Below are 17,233 nucleotides of genomic sequence, written 5' to 3' on the forward strand. Positions count from 1 at the left end.
GCCGTCGGAGTCGACGGGGGTGACGACCGGAGGACCGTCGGTCTGGCCCGTGACCGTGACGATCAGGGTGGCGGTGTTGCTGGCACCGTCCTTGTCGGTCACGGTGTAGGTGATCGAGGTTTCCTTCGTCTCACCGTCGTTCAGTGCCTGGAAGTCAGGGCCAGGATTGAAGGTGTACGAACCATCGGCGTTGAGTGTGAAGCTGCCACCGTTGGAGCCAGCGATCGCCTTGCCAACGCTGGCTGCGTGACCGTTGACAGCCGAGACGTGCAGCGCATCGCCGTCGATGTCGCTGTCATTGGACAGCACGCCGTCCTGGGCCGTGACGGTGAGCGCGTGGTCTTCGTCGGTCTTGCCTGCATCGTCGGCGGCGGTCGGGGCGGGGTTCTTGACGTTCCATTCGAACGACTGGCTGACCGAGGCGCCAGACAGGTCGGTCGCGGTGATCAGGACGGTGTAGACGCCGTTGTTGCCGCCTTGCGAAGCGGACGATTCAATCTTGCCAGTGATCAGACCCGTAGCCGGATCGAGCGTCAGGCCCGGGGGCAGGCCGTTGGCCGAAAAGGTCAGCTTATCGCCGCCGTCGACGTCCATGAACTGCGTGGCGATGTTCAGATCGACCACGACGTCGCTGTCATTGCTGGCCTGATTGCCCAGCGTCACTTCAGGGTTCAGGATCGGCGCATCGTTGGTGCCGGTGATCGTGATGGTGATGTCCTGGGTGGCGGTGCCGCCCTTGCCATCGGCGATCGTGACGGTGTAGGTCTGGGTGAGCGTCTGGCCGGCGCCCAGCGCGTCGAGCACGCCGTCGTTGACCTTGAAGTCCCAGCCCAGGCTCTTGTCGGCCGCGTTGACCGCGCCCAGCGTCAGGGTGCCCATGTAGTTGTCGCCATTGGCCGTGACGGTGGCGGAGTGCGTGTCAACGGTGTCGACGTCGGCGAACTGAATGGTGCCGCCGGCAGTGTGCTCGGTGGTGTTCTCGCCCGTGGCGCCGTCGGCAACTTCGGTAATCACGCCAGCTTGCGCGCCACTGGTGATCGTCGGCGCATCGTTGGTGCCGGTGATCGTGATGGTGATGTCCTGCGTGGCGGTGCCGCCCTTGCCATCGGCGATCGTGACGGTGTAGGTCTGGGTGAGCGTCTGGCCGGCGCCCAGCGCGTCGAGCACGCCGTCGTTGACCTTGAAGTCCCAGCCCACGCTCTTGTCGGCCGCGTTGACCGCGCCCAGCGTCAGCGTGCCCAGGTAGTTGTCGCCGTTAGCCGTGACGGTGGCGGTGTGCGTGTCAACGGTGTCGACGTCGGCGAACTCGATGGTGCCGCCGGCAGTGTGCTCAGTGGTGTTTTCGCCCGTGGCGCCATCGGCAACTTCAGTAATCACGCCAGCTTGCGCGCCACTGGTGATCGTCGGCGCGTCGTTGGTGCCGGTGATCGTGATGGTGATGGCTTGGGTGGTCGTGCCGCCCTTGCCATCGGCGATCGTGACGGTGTAGGTCTGGGTGAGCGTCTGGCCAGCGCCCAGCAAGTCGAGCAGGCCGTCGTTGACCTTGAAGTCCCAGCCCACGCTCTTGTCGGCCGCGTTGACCGCGCCCAGCGTCAGGGTGCCCAGGTAGTTGTCGCCGTTGGCCGTGACGGTGGCGGTGTGCGTGTCAAGGGTGTCAACGTCGGCGAACTGGATAGTGCCGCCGGCAGTAAGCTCGGTGGTGCTTTCGCCCGTGGCGCCATCGGCAACTTCAGTAATCACGCCAGCTTGCGCGCCACTGGTGATCGTCGGCGCATCGTTGGTGCCGGTGATCGTGATGGTGATGGCTTGGGTGGCGGTGCCGCCCTTGCCATCGGCGATCGTGACGGTGTAGGTCTGGGTGAGCGTCTGGCCGGCGCCGAGCGAGTCGAGCAGGCCGTCGTTGACCTTGAAGTCCCAGCCCACGCTCTTGTCGGCCGCATTGACCGCGCCCAGCGTCAGCGTGCCCAGGTAGTTGTCGCCGTTGGCCGTGACGGTGGCGGTATGCGTGTCAACGGCGTCAACGTCGGCGAACTGGATGGTGCCGCCGGCAGTGTGCTCAGTGGTGTTCTCGCCCGCAGCACCGTCGGCAATCTCGGTAATCGCGCCGGCTTGCACGCCACTGGTGATCGTCGGTGCATCGTTGGTGCCGGTAATCGTTACGGTCAGGGTGGCGGTGTCCTTGGCGCCCTGGAAGTCCGAAACCGTGTAGGTGATCGAGGTCGTGGCCGTCTGGCCCGCGCCCAGGTATTGGAAGGCGTTGCCTGGATTGAACGTGTAAGTGCCGTCCTCTTTAAGCGTGAACGTTCCGCCGTTCGAGCCGGTGACCGCCGAACCCACGCCGCTAGCAGCGCCATTCACTTCGGAAACGTGCAGCGGATCGCCGTCCGGATCGGTGTCGTTGCCCAGCACGCCTTCGGTGCGGTGTTCGACCACCAAGACGTTGTCCTCGGACGTCGCGTTGGTGTCTGCCACGGCGGTCGGCTCGGGGTTGCCCACCTTCCAGAGGAAGGTCTGCGAGACCGAGTCGCCGGACTTGTCGGTGGCCGTGACGGTGATGAGGTACTCGCCCTTGACGCCCGTATTGGTGTGGTCCGAGGCCCAGTTGGCGAACTTGCCGGTGAACGTGCCCGTGGTTTCGTCGAACGTCAGGCCGCCCGGGACGTGATCGACCGAGTACGTCAGCACATCGCCGTTGTCGACATCTTTGAAGAAGCCGGACAGGTTGTACTCGACGGTGTCGCCGTCCATGTTGTTGCGGTTTTCCAGCGGCGTCACCGTGGGCGCGTCGTTGGTGCCGGTGATTTCGACCGTCAGCGTTGCGGTGCTGGTGCCGCCCTGGCCATCGGAAACCGTGTAGCTGATCGAGCTGGAAACGCTCTCGCCGGCCGCCAGGTTCTGGAACGTCGAACCCGGATTGAAGCTGTACGAACCGTCGGCGTTCAGCGTGAACGTGCCGCCGTTGGAGCCGGTCACGGCCGTGCCCACATTGGCCGCATTGCCGTTGACCTGCGAAACGGTCAGCGTGTCGCCATCCGGATCCGTATCGTTGGCCAGCACGCCGTTCTGTGCATTGACGGTGAGGGACGTGTCTTCGTCGGTCGTGCCGCTATCGGCCACCGCGGTCGGGGCCGGGTTGGTCACGTCCCACTGGAATTCCTGCGAGGTCGAGGCGCCGGACGGATCCGTCGCGGTCACCACCACGGTGTACACGCCGTTGTTGCCGCCTTGCGAGGCGGAATGATCGATCGTGCCGGTGATGATGCCGGTGTTCGGGTCGATGGTCAGGCCCGGCGGCAGGCCGGTGGCCGAGAAGGTCAGCGTGTCGCTGGTGTCCGTGTCGGAGAAGCGGTCCGACACGTCGTAGCGCACGTCGGTCTGGGCGTCGACGCCGGACTGGTTGGTCAGCGCGGACGACACCGGGCCGTCGTTGGTGCCGGTGATGGTCACGACGACGGTCGCGGTGGAGGTCGCGCCGCTCGGGTCGGTGATGGTGTACGAAATGGTGCTGGTCGCGGTTTCGCCCGAAGCCAGGTAGTCATACTGGCTACCCGGAGTGAAGACGTAGCTGCCATCGGGCTGGACGACGAAGGTGCCGCCCGTGGAACCCAGCACGGAAATGCCGCCCGGAATCATCGGACGGCCGTTGATAGAGGTGATCGCCAGGGGATCGCCGTCGGGATCGGAGTCGTTGGCGAGCAGGTTGCCGCGCACTTGCGCGCCCTGGTTGCCGGCGCCAGCGTCGTCGAGCGCGTTGGGCGCGTTGTTGGCGGGCGTGGTCGGCGTCGTGGGCGTGGCGGCGGCGTCGCCGTCATCGCCGGTCAGGGCAGCGCCCGACACGCGCGGCAGCGTATCGTCGCCGCGCGCCGGGTTCGGGTAGGCCAGGTCCAGCGGGCTGGTGGTTTCCAGGATGCGGGCCAGGCGGACGAAGCTGCTGCCGCCGGCTTCGCCGCCGCCGGCCACGACCGCGGCCGTGGGATCCAACTCGTCGAACGGGTCGCGGCCGGCTTGCAGGGCGGCCAGCAGGCGATCGGAATCGGTGCCCGAGGGCGGCGCGACGGCGGCTTCCGTCGGATCGGCCAGCGGGCCGGTCATGTCGCCGTTGACCGCGACTTCGCGGCCTTCGCCGATCACGATCGGCATGCCGTTTTCAACCTGAAGCGAAACCGTGGCGCCCGAGGCAGTGACGATGTCGCTGCCGGCCGGGACTTTGCTGCCTTGATGCAGTTCGGTCAGGGAACCGTCGCTATTGCGTATCCACGCGCGACCGGAGATTTCGTTGACGACTGCGGGGGAGGAGTTGGCCATGTTGGTTCCGTTTCAGGGAGTTATCCAAGATGGCCAGATACTACGGGTCGCCGATGCCGGCGGATATTGTCCTTGAGGACAGGTTCACGCAGTGATTTTGCTGCGTGCGTCAGTGGGTGCGGAAATACCGTGGACCAGCAGGGCGAGCTGCAGGCGGTCGGTGACGCCGAGCTTGTCGAACACCGCCGACAGATGCGCCTTGACGGTGCGTTCCGTGATGCCCAGCGCCTCGGCGATCTGGGCGTTGGCTTGGCCGCTGGCGGCGTAGCGCGCGACGGTGATTTCGCGTTCGGTAAGCCGGCCGCCGTCCCAGGCGTGCGCGTCCTGCGCGCGCTCAGTGACAAGCTTGAGCAGGCGGGACACCAGCGAGCGTCCCATCCAGATGCCGCCGGAGGCGACGACTTCCAGCGCCTGCGCCATCGCGGCGGGCTGCGCATAGCTGTGGCAGTAGCCGTGCGCCCCGGCGCCCAGCGCCTGCGTGCCTTGCTCGTCGTTGGGGCTGGCGCTGGCGACCACGACATGCAGGCCGGCCAGCGTCGGCGTCCAGGCTGGATCGTGCCAGGAGGGGAGCTTGGGCACGTCGGCATCCAGCACCGCCAGCGTACGGCCTTGTTCTCGCCAGCGTTGCAGATCCGCCAAGCCTCGCCCGCGGGCTGCCATCCAGCGCGCCGGGTCAAGCGCGCGCCAGTGCTGCCAGAGCAGGTCGTCGTGCGTAATCAACAGGACGGGAATGGGTTTCATAAGGCCTTGAAGCTCTCCATTAACGTTCGGTGAAGGCGTTCGACTTCGCCCGCAGAATGGGCTTGAGCAGGTACTGGAGCACCGTGCGCTTGCCTGTCAGGATATGAACCTCTGCCACCATCCCGGGGATGATGGGCAACAGCTTGTCGCCTACGGTGCTGCGGTCCGTGCGCACGCGCACGACGTAGTAGGAGTTGCCTTTCTCGTCGGTCACGGTGTCCGCGCCGATCTGTTCCACCCGGCCTTCCAGGCCGCCGTAGATCGCGAAGTCGTAGGCCGTGAACTTGACTTCGGCCTTCTGGTCCGCGTGCAGGAAACCGATGTCGCGCGGCTGGATGCGCACTTCGAGCAGCAGCGTGTCGTCCTTGGGGACGATCTCGATGATGTCCTTGCCCGGCTGCACCACGCCGCCGACCGTGTTGTTGAACAGGGTCTTGACGGTGCCGCGCACCGGGGCGCGCACTTCGGCCAGCTTGACGCGGTCGACCAGTGCGGCCTTGCCTTCGCGCAGCGTCGCCAGCTTGGTGTTGGTTTCAGACAGTTCGCTGCGGGCCTGGTTGCGGATGTTCAGCTCGGCTTCCTGGATCTTGCTTTCGGCTTCCTTGATGGAGGCCTGGAAGCGGTCGATCTGCGCCTCGGCGCCTTTCTGCTCGCCGCAATAACGGGCGACGTCGCGCTGTAGACGCAGGAGGTCGACCTCGGATACGGCGCCGCTCTTGAGCAGCGGGCGGGTCACCTGCAGCTCGCGCGAGGTCAGGCCGCAGCTTGCCGAGGCCTGGTCGCGCTTGGCGATCGTTTCGCGCAGGTCTTCCTGGCGCTGCTTGAGCTGCTCGCGGGCCACGTTGACGGTGGCGTTCAGCTCCGTGTTGCGCGCCTGCCAGGCGTTGCGTTCCATTTCGGCGAGGCCGGGCGCCTGCTTGAGCACTTCCTCGGGCGTGACGAAGGGCTCGCCCGTGGCCAGGGCCTTCAGGCGGGCCGACTTGGCCAGCAGCGACAGGTATTCCGCGTTGTTCTCGCCCAGCGACGAAGAGAAGCGGGTGGAGTCGATCTTTAGCAGGATCTGGCCGGCCTCGACCTCCTGGCCAGGGCGGACCAGGATTTCTTCGACGATGCCGCCGTCCAGGCTCTGGATGATCTGCACCTGGCGGGACGGCACGACCTTGCCTTCGCCGCGGACCACTTCGTCGATGCTGCCAAAGCCCGCCCAGACGAGCAGACCCATGGTGGCCAGAAGCGAGGTCCACAGCAGGATGCGCGAACCGCGGGCCTGGGACTCGTGGATGACCCATTCGGCGTTGCCGATGTAGTCGGAGCGCTGGACGGGTTTGCCTTTGTCGGCGCCGTCCAGGATGCGATCGAAGAAGTAGACGAAAAGGTTGCGCGGGGCGCGCAGCAGGTTGCCAAAGAAACCGTGCTTGGGGGCTCCAGGATTGTTCAGCATGGTCTTCTCAGCTTCCGCGTCCAACGCGTCCTTGACGCAGGGCTTCGACAACCTGTTCCTTCGGACCGTCGGCCACGATATGGCCGTTGTCGATCACGATAAGGCGGTCGACCAGTTCCAGGAGCGCGGTGCGGTGCGTCACCAGCAGGATCGTTTTGGTGGCGCTGGCTTCACCCAGGCGCTTGCGAAGCTGGGCTTCGCTCTGGTGGTCCATGTTGCTGCTGGGCTCGTCCAGCAGCAGGATCGGCGGATCGTTGATCAGCGCTCGGGCCACGGCCACCGACTGGCGCTGGCCGCCGGAGAGCGATTCGCCGCGCTCGCCGATGATCATGTCGAAACCATTGGGGTGCAGGTTGGCGAACTCGGTCACGCCGGCCATGTTGGCCGCCGCCAGAATGCTGGCGTCGTCGGCGTAGGGCGCGCCCATCGCCAGGTTGTGCTTGAGGCTGCCGTAAAACAGCAGGGGATCCTGTGGAACGTGACCGATGGCACGGCGCACGTCGGCCGGGTCGATCTGGCGCACGTCCACGCCGTCCAGCAGCACGGCGCCTTCGGTGGGCTGGTACAGGGACAGCGCCAGCTTCTCCAGTGTGGTCTTGCCGGAACCGATGCGGCCGATGATGCCGACCTTCTCGCCGGGCTTGAGCTTGAACGACACCTTCTTGAGCACGGGCTGCGTGCTGCCGGGATACGCGAAGGTCACGTCGCGGAATTCCAGGCCGCCGTGGAACACCGGGCGATGCAGGAATTCTGCCTCGGCCGGACGCTCGATCGGCATCTTCATGTAGTTGTCGATGGAACCGAGCGACGTGCGCGCGTTCTGGTACTGCATCAGCAGGCCCGCAACCTGGCCGAGCGGCGCGAGGCACCGGCCGGCGATCATGGATGCGGCAATGATGCCGCCCATCGACAACGCCGATTCCTGGGCCAGATACACGCCGATGATCACGACGGCAATCGACACGAGCTGCTGGACCGCCTGCACGAAGCCCACCGTGGACGACGAGATCAGCTTGAGCTTGCCGCCCGTCTGCGCGATGAATTCGGTGGCGCGCTCCCAGTTGCGCTGGATCGCGCCCTGGGCATTCAGTGTCTTGACGGCTTCCAGGCCGGTCAGCGCTTCGACGAGCGTGGCGTTGCGCTGCGACGACGCCTGGAACGAGGCCATCGTCAGGGCTTCCATGCGCGCCTGCGCGGCCAGCGACACCAGCAGGATCAGCACGATCGCGACCAGCGGCGGCAGGATCATCCACGGCGAAATCCAGGCCAGGGCGGCCAGGAACAGCAGGATGAAGGGCAGGTCGACCAGCGTAGTGATGGTGGCCGACGCGATGAAGTCGCGGATGGATTCGAACGAGCGCAGGTTGGCCGCGAAGGATCCGACCGAGACCGGACGGCCTTCCAGCCGCAGGTCCAGCACGCGTTCCATGATCTGCGCGGACAGGCGCACGTCGACCCGTTTGCTGGCGCTGTCCACCACATGGGACCGCGCCGTGCTCAGGATCATGTTGAAGATCACCACCAGCGTGATGCCGATGGCCAGCACCCACAGCGTTTCGACGGCGTTGTTTGGCACCACGCGGTCGTATACGTTCATGGTGAAGAGCGGCATCGCCATGGCGAACACGTTGATCAGCAGCGCCGCGACGAGGGCGTCGCGGTACAGCCGGCGGTTCTCCATGATGGCCGCCCAGAACCAGTGGCGTTCGCGCACCTTGGCGACTTCCGGCGCGCGGGCGTCAAAGCGGAATTGCGGGCGGACGAAGCACACCAGCCCGCTGTACTGCTCGGCCAGTTCGGCCGGGTCCATGTCGAAGGAACTGCCGCCCAACTCCGGATGGCTGACCACGAATTTGCCGCCGTCCTTCTTGAGCAACAGGCACGCGCGTTCGCCCTTGAGCAGCAGGATGGCCGGCAGGAGGTCTTGCGAGATGTCATCCAGCGTGCGCTTGACCACGCGTGCCGAAAGCTGCGCCCGCGCGGCTGCGCGGGGCAGCAGGGCGGGCGTGAGGCGGTGTTCTTCCAGGGGCAGGCCCGAGGACAAAGCTTGCGCGGTGGCCGTCACGCCATGCAGGCGGGTGATTTCCACCAGGCAATCGAGCAGCGGATCGTCGTGCGCGGCGCGGGCATCAGCGCGCCAATCCCGGGCGGCCTTCTCAGATAACTTGTCCATCTTCGTCATCCAACAGGTCGAGGTGTTCCGAGAGACGCGCACGCTGCTGCTTGCGCTGGGTGAGCTTTTGCTGGGCCTGGACAGGCAGGTCTGTCATCCGCAAGGTGCCGTTGGCGATCAACGCGTCGATTAAGTCTTCAAGGACGCGGACAAAGTCCGCGTCCAACTGCGAGAAATCACTGCCCTTGTTTGCCATTGGGCCTCCTTGCGGCTGCGCCGGTCAGGGCCGGGCGGCAGGCGCGTTCACCGGCACCAGCGTGGGGGGCAGGGTGCCTTCGTTGTAATGCACGCGCACGGGAGCCAGTCGGGCGGTATCCGGAACGGTCGAATTGCACAGCTTGATCACTTCGTCCGACACTTCCAGCTTGCCGTTTTCCTCGGGCATCTCATTGCGCGCGGGTTGCAGCGCCAGCGCCGGCAGCAGGGTGTGGGACAACGCCAGCCAGCGGTACTGCGCAAGACGCAGATCATAAATGGCATTGGTCAGCGCACGGCGCGATTCGAACAGTTCGTTTTCCGTGTCCAGCAGGTCCAGCAGAGAGCGCTGGCCGATCTGGAACTGTTGCGCGTACGCATCACGCACCTTGGTCGTGGCCACCTCGTGGTCACGCAGGAAGGGCAGCTTCTGGTTCAGGCTGGTGATGTTGTTCCAGGCCACAGCCAGGTCTTGCTGCACGTTGCGGCAGGTGTAGTCGCGGATGTCGCGGGCGGCGTAGGACTGGTTGGCGGTCTGGCGCACGCGGGCGGAGTCCGCGCCGCCGCGGTACAGGTTGTAGCTCATCACGACCTGGACGCTGGAGCTCTGGATGTCGCGGCTTTGCGGGGTCGGATCGTTCTGGTCGCGGCCCGTGTTGGCCACGAATTCAAACTTCGGCGAGAACGCGCCCTTGGACGACTGCACGCCCGCCTGCGCGGCCTGCAGGCTCGCCTGCTTGGACAGGAAGCTGGGGTTGCGGCGCAGCGATTCATTGAAATTGCCCGGGGCCTTGGGCAGCTTGTCGGCGATGTCGGGCGCCGGCAGCATCGATTCAGGCGGGAAGGCGCCGGTCACGCGCTGGAAGCGTTGCTGCACGTCCAGCAGGTTGGCCGTTTCGGTCATCAGGTTGGTCTGGGCCAGCGACAGACGGCCGCCGGCCTGTTCCAGGTCGACGCGCCGGCCGACGCCGGATTCCGTGCGCTCGCCGATCTGCTTGAGGGTGCTTTCGTGCAGCGAGTAGTTCTGGCGAGCCAGCAGCTCCATGTCGCGATAACGCTGCAGGTCGATATAGGCCTGCACGGCGGTGAAGGCGGTGTTGTCGCTGGTGGCCAGCACGTCATAGAAGCGTGCCAGCTTGTCGAAACCGGCCTGCTTGACGTCATTGGTGGTGCGGAAGCCATCAAAAATCAGCTGGCGCAGTTCGACGCTCCAGCCGGGGCGGTTCCAGCTCTGCGAGCCGACGCCGGGCACGTTGTTGCGCCATTCGCGGCCCAGGTAACCCTGCGCATTGATCTGCGGGAAGTAGGCGGCGCGGGCGACGGCCTGGCCTTCCAGGGACGCCTGGAAGTCGTGGTACTTGGCCTGGATTTCGGGATTGCTGAGCAGGGTCTGCTCAACGATCTGATTCAACGTCACTTGCGGTTGCCCGGCGGGTGCGGCAGCGACGGGCGTCGCGGACTGTGCAAAAACGGCGGGAGCAAATGCAAGGGCAAGGACCGAGGTCGTGCTTTTGAGCAAAAACGAAGCCATAGTGATTATTCGCGAGTCAAGTTGAGATTGAATGGCCGCCATGTTGTATGTAAATGTCAGCTTTGGCGAGTCAAGATTTGTTAACTCTTGAGGATTGTTGCTGGCGGTCCATAAGGTGAATTTCGCGCAACATCTAACTACTTCTTCGAATTTGCACGAACATCGCTTAACCTAACGCGGCTTATTTCTATTAATACCGATTATTACGTATTATTTCGAAATAACAGCGTTCGGAGCGTGTGGCGATTATATCTATTTGAGAGTTCTGTATCTATTTTGTTTGCCAATTTGTATCCGTCTCAAAAATATGAGCGTGGTTTATTTGTTATGCAACAAGTTGACATGGCGGTCGCTTTCGCCGGGGAAGCGCCGTCAGCATGGTAGTGGTAGTACTGGTATATAAGGTGTGCTTGTACTAGGTTTGGTGGCTGGGCATAATCCTTTTCATGCCGCAGCAGCCGGCGCGGCAGGGAAGCTTTTTACCCATCGCGCCGGACTCAAGCCGGATTGTCTATTTGCAGAGCGCATCCATGGCCCAAACCCTTTACGACAAACTCTGGGACGCCCACATCGTCCATCAGGAATCAGACGGCACCTGTCTGCTCTATATCGACCGCCACCTGCTGCATGAGGTCACCAGCCCGCAGGCGTTCGAAGGGCTGACGATGGCAGGCCGCAAGCCGTGGCGTACCGGCGCCAACCTGGCCGTGGCTGACCACAACGTGCCCACGATGAACCGCGCGCAGGGCATCGACGACCCGATCTCGCGTTTGCAGGTTGACACGCTGGACGACAACTGCGGCAAGTACGGCATCACCGAATTCCGCATGAACGACCTGCGCCAGGGCATCGTCCACGTCATCGGACCGGAGCAGGGCGCGACCCTGCCGGGCATGACCGTGGTCTGTGGCGACTCGCACACCAGCACGCACGGCGCGCTGGGCGCGCTGGCCTTCGGCATCGGCACCTCCGAAGTCGAACACGTGCTGGCCACGCAGACGCTGCTCATGAAGAAAGCCAAGAGCATGCTCATCAAGGTCGACGGCGAGCTGCCGTTCGGCTGTACGGCCAAGGACGTGGTGCTGCACATCATCGGCATCATCGGCACGGCCGGCGGCACGGGTCACGCCATCGAATTTGCCGGCAGCACGATACGCGCGCTGTCCGTCGAAGGCCGCATGACCGTCTGCAACATGGCGATCGAAGCTGGCGCCCGTTCGGGCATGGTCGCCGTCGACGACAAGACCATCGACTATTTCCGCGGCCGTCCGTTTGCGCCCACCGGCGTCGTCTGGGACCAGGCCGTCAAATACTGGCGCACGCTGCACACCGACGAAGGCGCCAAGTTCGACACCGTGGTTGAAGTCAACGCGCGCGACATCAAGCCGCAGGTCACGTGGGGCACGTCGCCCGAAATGGTGCTGCCGGTGGATTCCCGCGTGCCGGACCCCGACCGCGAAAAAGACGACGTGCGCCGCAGCGGCATGGAGCGCGCGCTGGAATACATGGGCTTGAAGCCCAACACTCCGCTGACCGACATCCGCGTGGATCGCGTGTTCATCGGTTCGTGCACGAACTCGCGCATCGAAGACCTGCGCGCAGCCGCCGTCGTGGCGCGCGGCAAGCGCGTGGCGTCCAATGTGCGCCAGGCGATGGTGGTGCCGGGCTCGGGCCTGGTCAAGCAACAGGCCGAACGCGAAGGCCTGGACAAGATCTTCATCGAAGCCGGCTTTGAATGGCGCGAACCGGGCTGTTCGATGTGTCTGGCCATGAACGCCGACCGCCTCGAACCCGGCGAGCGTTGCGCTTCGACCTCGAACCGCAACTTCGAGGGCAGGCAAGGGCAGGGCGGCCGCACGCACCTGGTCAGCCCGGCCATGGCCGCCGCCGCGGCCGTCGCCGGCCATTTCGTCGACGTCCGCACGTTCCGTTAAGCGACAAGCACCGAGTAGACATCATGCAAGCATTTACCACTCACGAAGGCCTGGTGGCGCCGCTCGACCGCGAAAACGTCGACACGGACCTCATCATCCCCAAGCAGTTCCTCAAGTCCATCAAGCGCACGGGCTTTGGCCCCAACCTGTTTGACGAGCTGCGTTATCTGGATCACGGCGAACCGGGCATGGACAACAGCAAGCGTCCGGTCAATCCGGATTTCGTGCTGAACCAGCCGCGCTACCAGGGCGCCTCGGTCCTGCTGGCCCGCAAGAACTTCGGTTGCGGCTCCAGCCGCGAGCACGCGCCCTGGGCGCTGACGCAGTTCGGTTTCCGCGCCATCATCGCGCCGTCGTATGCCGACATCTTCTTCAACAACAGCTTCAAGAACGGCCTCTTGCCGATCGTGCTGTCCGAGCTGGAAGTGGCACGTCTCTTCGACGAAGTGAAGGCGTTCCCGAACTACAAGCTGAACATTGATCTGGACCGCCAAGTCGTGATTGCCGCGGACGGCCGCGCCATGGGCTTCGACATCGAACCCTTCCGCAAGTATTGCCTCTTGAACGGCTTTGACGACATCGGCCTGACGCTGCGCCATTCGGACAAGATCCGCGCCTTCGAGGCCGAGCGCCTTGCCCGTCATCCGTGGCTGGAAAGCCGCCCCATCGCCTGATCAAACCATCGACACAGGATCGTTTTTCAATGACCCACAACATCGCAGTCTTGCCGGGTGACGGCATCGGCCCGGAAATCGTCGAACAGGCCGTGCGCGTCCTGAAGGCGCTGGACGTTCCCTTCGACATCAAAGAGCAGCCGGTCGGCGGCGCCGCTTTCGACAAGTTCGAGCACCCGCTGCCGCCCGCCACGCTGAACCTGGCCAAGGAATCGCACGCCGTGCTGTTCGGCGCGGTTGGCGACTGGAAGTACGACACGCTGCCGCGCGAGTTCCGTCCCGAACAAGCCATTCTGGGCCTGCGCAAGGCGCTGGGCCTATTTGCCAACCTGCGTCCGGCCATCCTGTATCCGGAACTGGCCAGCGCCTCGTCGCTCAAGCCTGAAATCGTGTCCGGTCTGGACATCCTGATCATCCGCGAACTGACCGGCGACATCTATTTCGGCACGCCGCGCGGCGTGCGTTCGTCGCCGGACGGCGCCTTCACCGGCGAGCGCGAAGGCTACGACACCATGCGCTACGCCGAATCCGAAGTCCGCCGCATCGCGCGCATCGGCTTTGAATCGGCGCAGAAGCGCAACAAGAAGCTGTGCAGCGTCGACAAGGCCAACGTGCTCGAGACCTCGCAGTTCTGGCGCGACATCGTGATCGAAGTGGCGCGCGAGTACCCGGACGTGGAGCTGTCGCACATGTACGTCGACAACGCGGCGATGCAGCTGGTGCGCAACCCGCGCCAGTTCGACGTCATCGTCACCGGAAATCTGTTCGGCGACATCCTTTCCGATGAAGCGGCCATGCTGACGGGTTCGATCGGCATGCTGCCCTCGGCCTCGTTGAATGCCAGCGGCCAGGGCCTGTACGAGCCCAGCCACGGTTCGGCGCCGGACATCGCGGGACAGGGCATCGCCAACCCGCTGGCGACGATCCTGTCGGCCGCCATGTTGCTGCGCTACTCGTTGAACCTGGCGCCGCAGGCGGATCGCATCGAAGCGGCTGTGCGCAGCGTGCTGGCCAGCGGCCTGCGTACCGCCGACATCTTCGAGCCCGGCACGACGAAGGTCAGCACCGCCGGCATGGGCGACGCCGTCCTGAAGGCCCTGGGCTGATCCCTCGCGTTGGACCGCTGCAAGGCGGTCCTGACCGACGCGCGCTGCGCTGTGTGCATGCAGCGGTATATATACAGAGGGGCCGCCCGGCGGGTGGCCCCTCTGTTTTGGGGATCATGCATAGATGTTGCCGCCATGCGGCGGACTCTCCCCCCCGGGCTTGCGGCCCCGTTTTTTTCGAGCTGCAGTGCAACATCCCTGCGTGCATTCTGATAAATTGTTGAATTGCACGAAATTTTCCCCTCCTTATCTTGTCACCCCCTTTAAAGAGCGATTGAAATGAATCAAGCAGTAGGCCTTGTCGGCTGGCGCGGTATGGTCGGCTCGGTGCTCATGCAACGCATGCGCGACGAGAACGACTTCGCACTGATCGAACCGGTGTTTTTCTCCACCAGCAACGCTGGCGGCGCCGCGCCCACTTGGGCAACTGGCGCAGGTCCGCTGCAAGATGCCTACAACATTGACGCTCTGAAAAAACTGCCGATCATCGTGACGGCGCAAGGCGGCGACTACACGTCCGAGGTCTATCCCAAGCTGCGCGGCGCGGGCTGGAACGGCATCTGGATCGACGCGGCCAGCACCCTGCGCATGGCCGACGACGCCATCATCGTGCTGGACCCGGTCAACCGCCCGGTGATCGACGCGGCGCTCAAGCGCGGCGTGCGCAACTTCATCGGCGGCAACTGCACCGTCAGCTGCATGCTGATGGGCCTGGCTGGCCTGTTCAACAACGACCTGGTGGAATGGATGACCTCCATGACCTACCAGGCCGCGTCCGGCGGCGGCGCGCAGCACATGCGTGAACTGCTGACCCAGTTTGGCGAGATCAACCAGTCGGTCAAGTCCCTGCTGGACGACCCGGCCTCGGCCATCCTGGAAATCGACCGCGGCGTGCTGGCCAAGCAGAAGGACGACGCGCTGCCCCACGAACACTTTGGCGTGCCGCTCGGCGGCAACCTGATTCCCTGGATCGACAAGGACCTGGGCAACGGGATGTCCAAGGAAGAATGGAAGGGCGAGGTCGAAACCAACAAGATCCTGGGCCGCGGTGCCGCCTTCGGCACGGCGCCCACCCCGATCGACGGCCTGTGCGTGCGCATTGGCGCCATGCGCTGCCACAGCCAGGCGCTGACCATCAAGCTCAAGCGTGACGTGCCGCTGGACGAGATCGAAGCCCTCATCGCGCAGGGCACGCAGTGGGCCAAGGTTGTTCCCAACACCAAGGAAGCCACCGTTTCCGCGCTGACGCCCGTCGCTGTCACCGGCACGCTGGACATTCCGGTGGGCCGCCTGCGCAAGCTGTCGATGGGCTCGCAATACCTGGGCGCCTTCACGGTCGGCGACCAACTGCTGTGGGGCGCTGCCGAGCCGCTGCGCCGCATGCTGCGCATCGCGCTGAACGAAGCCTGATGCCGGGGCGGGCGGCTGTGACAGCTGCCCGATTCACGCAACGATGCAGTCAGGGGCACCTTCGGGTGCCCTTGTTTTTTGGTGCGCGGTGGGATGTGCGAAAGCGTCGGGTGCACCAACGTGGCGCAGCCGGGAAGCGCGCGGCGCGCGGCCCGGTTCGCAAAACGTCCCGGGTGTGCCCGCCGGCCAACGTGCGTGCCCCGTTCAGGTTTGTGAAATGCGCTTGATCCATTACACTTTTCGGGTGAATTGAGGCTGTTTTTTGCGCTGCAAATGGCGCGAATGGGCCAAGGCCCGTAATTCGATTACAAGAACGGAATTCCAGCTTATGACCCAGCGTTCGCGCCACGTGAAGCATGCCCGCCGTTTGAAAGCCCTTCAGTGGGCCATTGCGCTGGCGATCGGCTCAAGCGTCTGCGGGTCGGCGCTGGCCATGCGCGTCGGGCACTCTCGCGTCGTTTCCGTGCCGGGCGCGCCGCTGCAGGCGACCGTGGGTCTGCAGGAATTGACGCCCGAAGAAATCAGCTCACTCAAGGTTTCGATTGCCGACGAAGCTGCCTGGCAGCGCGCGGGCGTCAAGCCGCCGGTGCCGCTTGCCAGCATGGTGGTTCGCGTCGAAGACGGAATCGACCCGACGCGCAAGAATCTGCGGGTGCGGTCCACGCAGGCGCCGGCAAGCGGGGCCGTGGATCTGCTGCTCGACATCAATTCCAGCTCGGGACAGCGGCAGGTGCAGGTCAGCATCCTGGTGCCGCTGCGCGGCACCAGCGCAGATGTCACGCCCGCCGCCGTGGGCGCCCCTGGCCGCGCAGGCGGCACGTCGGGCACGGTCACGGTCAAGTCGGGCGATTATCTGTTTGCCATCGCCCAGCGCAATGCGGTGCCGAACGCGTCGGTCTATCAGATGCTGGTCGCGCTGTGGCGCGCCAATCCGCAGGCCTTCATTCAGAACAACATGAATCTGGTGCGTTCCGGCCAGACGCTCAAGATCCCGGACGCCGCCACGGTGCGCGCCATCGATCCGGCCGAAGCCCGCCGCATCTTCAACGAGCATGCCGAGGCATACGCAAAGTACCGCGGGCGGGTGGGCGCAGCGGCAGGTGCGAATCCGTCGGTGGTCAAGGGCCAGGACGCCGCCTCCGGCACGGTCGCCCCGCCGGCCGATTCGGGCGTTGCCACGGCTGCACCGACGCAAGATCGCGTGCGCCTGTCGACCGGCCAGGCCCAGGACAGCGCCGCCGCGCAGGCCGAGGCGCAGGCAGACGCCAAGACGTCCGCCGACCGCGCGCTCGCGGACACGCAAGGGCGGGTGAATCAGCTTCAGGCCAATGTGGACGAACTGACGAAGGCTGTTGCGCAGCAATCGGCTGCGGCCGGCGCGGCTGGTGCAGGTGCGGCTGGCGCTTCGGGCGGCGCCGGTGCGGCCGGTGCGCCGGGCTCGACAGGCACTCCGGGAGCGACAGGTACGTCGGGTGCACCGGGCGCGACAGGTGCAGCCGGCGCTCCCGGCGCGGCAGGCGTTCCCGGCGCAGCCGGCGCTCCCGGCGCAGCAGGTGCTCCGGGTGCAGCAGGTGCTCCGGGTGCAGCAGGTGCTCCGGGTGCAGCAGGTGCTCCGGGTGCAGCAGGTGCTCCGGGTGGAGCAGGCGCTTCGGGCGCAACGGGCACTCCGGGTGCAGCAGGCACGCCGGGTGCAGCAGGCACTCCGGGTGCAGCAGGCACTTCG

General features: G+C 65.0%; 11 protein-coding genes. 5 read left to right on the plus strand and 6 right to left on the minus strand.

The genetic code is table 11. The features are described 5' to 3' along the window. The 6 genes from B3098_RS03230 to B3098_RS03255 form a co-directional block, all read right to left on the minus strand. On the minus strand, positions 1 to 4,305 hold a 4,305-nt coding region (locus B3098_RS03230; protein WP_286890813.1), incomplete at its 3' end, for a retention module-containing protein. Positions 4,306 to 4,389: 84 nt separating this feature from the next. After that, positions 4,390 to 5,046 carry a response regulator transcription factor gene (locus tag B3098_RS03235; RefSeq protein WP_175138570.1) on the minus strand — a complete coding sequence of 219 codons (657 nt, stop codon included), beginning with the start codon at positions 5,044 to 5,046 and terminating at the stop codon, positions 4,390 to 4,392. A 19-nt stretch (positions 5,047 to 5,065) separates the two neighbouring features. Beyond that, a complete protein-coding gene (locus B3098_RS03240) occupies positions 5,066 to 6,487 on the minus strand; it encodes an HlyD family type I secretion periplasmic adaptor subunit (RefSeq protein ID WP_279973495.1) in 1,422 nt (473 codons plus the stop codon). A gap of 7 nt (positions 6,488 to 6,494) precedes the next feature. Next, complete coding sequence (locus tag B3098_RS03245; protein ID WP_400522966.1) at positions 6,495 to 8,660, minus strand: type I secretion system permease/ATPase; 2,166 nt, start codon at positions 8,658 to 8,660, stop codon at positions 6,495 to 6,497. Next, positions 8,644 to 8,856 carry a hypothetical protein gene (locus B3098_RS03250; protein ID WP_105238190.1) on the minus strand — a complete coding sequence of 71 codons (213 nt, stop codon included), beginning with the start codon at positions 8,854 to 8,856 and terminating at the stop codon, positions 8,644 to 8,646. Before B3098_RS03250 ends, B3098_RS03245 begins: the two co-directional genes overlap by 17 nt. A 24-nt stretch (positions 8,857 to 8,880) precedes the next feature. After that, positions 8,881 to 10,386 (minus strand): TolC family outer membrane protein, encoded by a 1,506-nt coding sequence (locus tag B3098_RS03255; protein ID WP_218343322.1) that lies wholly within the window; start codon positions 10,384 to 10,386, stop codon positions 8,881 to 8,883. A 530-nt stretch (positions 10,387 to 10,916) separates the two neighbouring features. Here B3098_RS03255 and leuC point away from each other — a divergent pair. The 5 genes from leuC to B3098_RS03280 all read left to right on the plus strand — a co-directional run. Further along, a complete protein-coding gene (leuC, locus tag B3098_RS03260; RefSeq protein ID WP_239216506.1) occupies positions 10,917 to 12,320 on the plus strand; it encodes a 3-isopropylmalate dehydratase large subunit in 1,404 nt (467 codons plus the stop codon). Positions 12,321 to 12,343: 23 nt separating this feature from the next. After that, the gene (gene leuD, locus B3098_RS03265; RefSeq protein WP_175123994.1) at positions 12,344 to 12,994 is read left to right on the plus strand and encodes a 3-isopropylmalate dehydratase small subunit; all 651 of its coding nucleotides are present in this window, start codon (positions 12,344 to 12,346) and stop codon (positions 12,992 to 12,994) included. A 29-nt stretch (positions 12,995 to 13,023) separates the two neighbouring features. After that, positions 13,024 to 14,100, plus strand: coding sequence for a 3-isopropylmalate dehydrogenase (gene leuB, locus B3098_RS03270; RefSeq protein ID WP_175123995.1), 1,077 nt, complete (start codon positions 13,024 to 13,026; stop codon positions 14,098 to 14,100). A 279-nt stretch (positions 14,101 to 14,379) separates the two neighbouring features. Next, positions 14,380 to 15,510, plus strand: coding sequence for an aspartate-semialdehyde dehydrogenase (gene asd / locus B3098_RS03275; RefSeq protein ID WP_175184985.1), 1,131 nt, complete (start codon positions 14,380 to 14,382; stop codon positions 15,508 to 15,510). A 328-nt stretch (positions 15,511 to 15,838) separates the two neighbouring features. Beyond that, positions 15,839 to 17,233: type IV pilus assembly protein FimV (locus B3098_RS03280; protein WP_286890825.1), on the plus strand; the 1,395-nt coding region annotated here is incomplete at its 3' end.

The organism is Achromobacter sp. UBA2119, from assembly GCF_002331005.1.
Taxonomy (GTDB): Bacteria; Pseudomonadota; Gammaproteobacteria; order Burkholderiales; family Burkholderiaceae_B; genus Achromobacter; species Achromobacter animicus.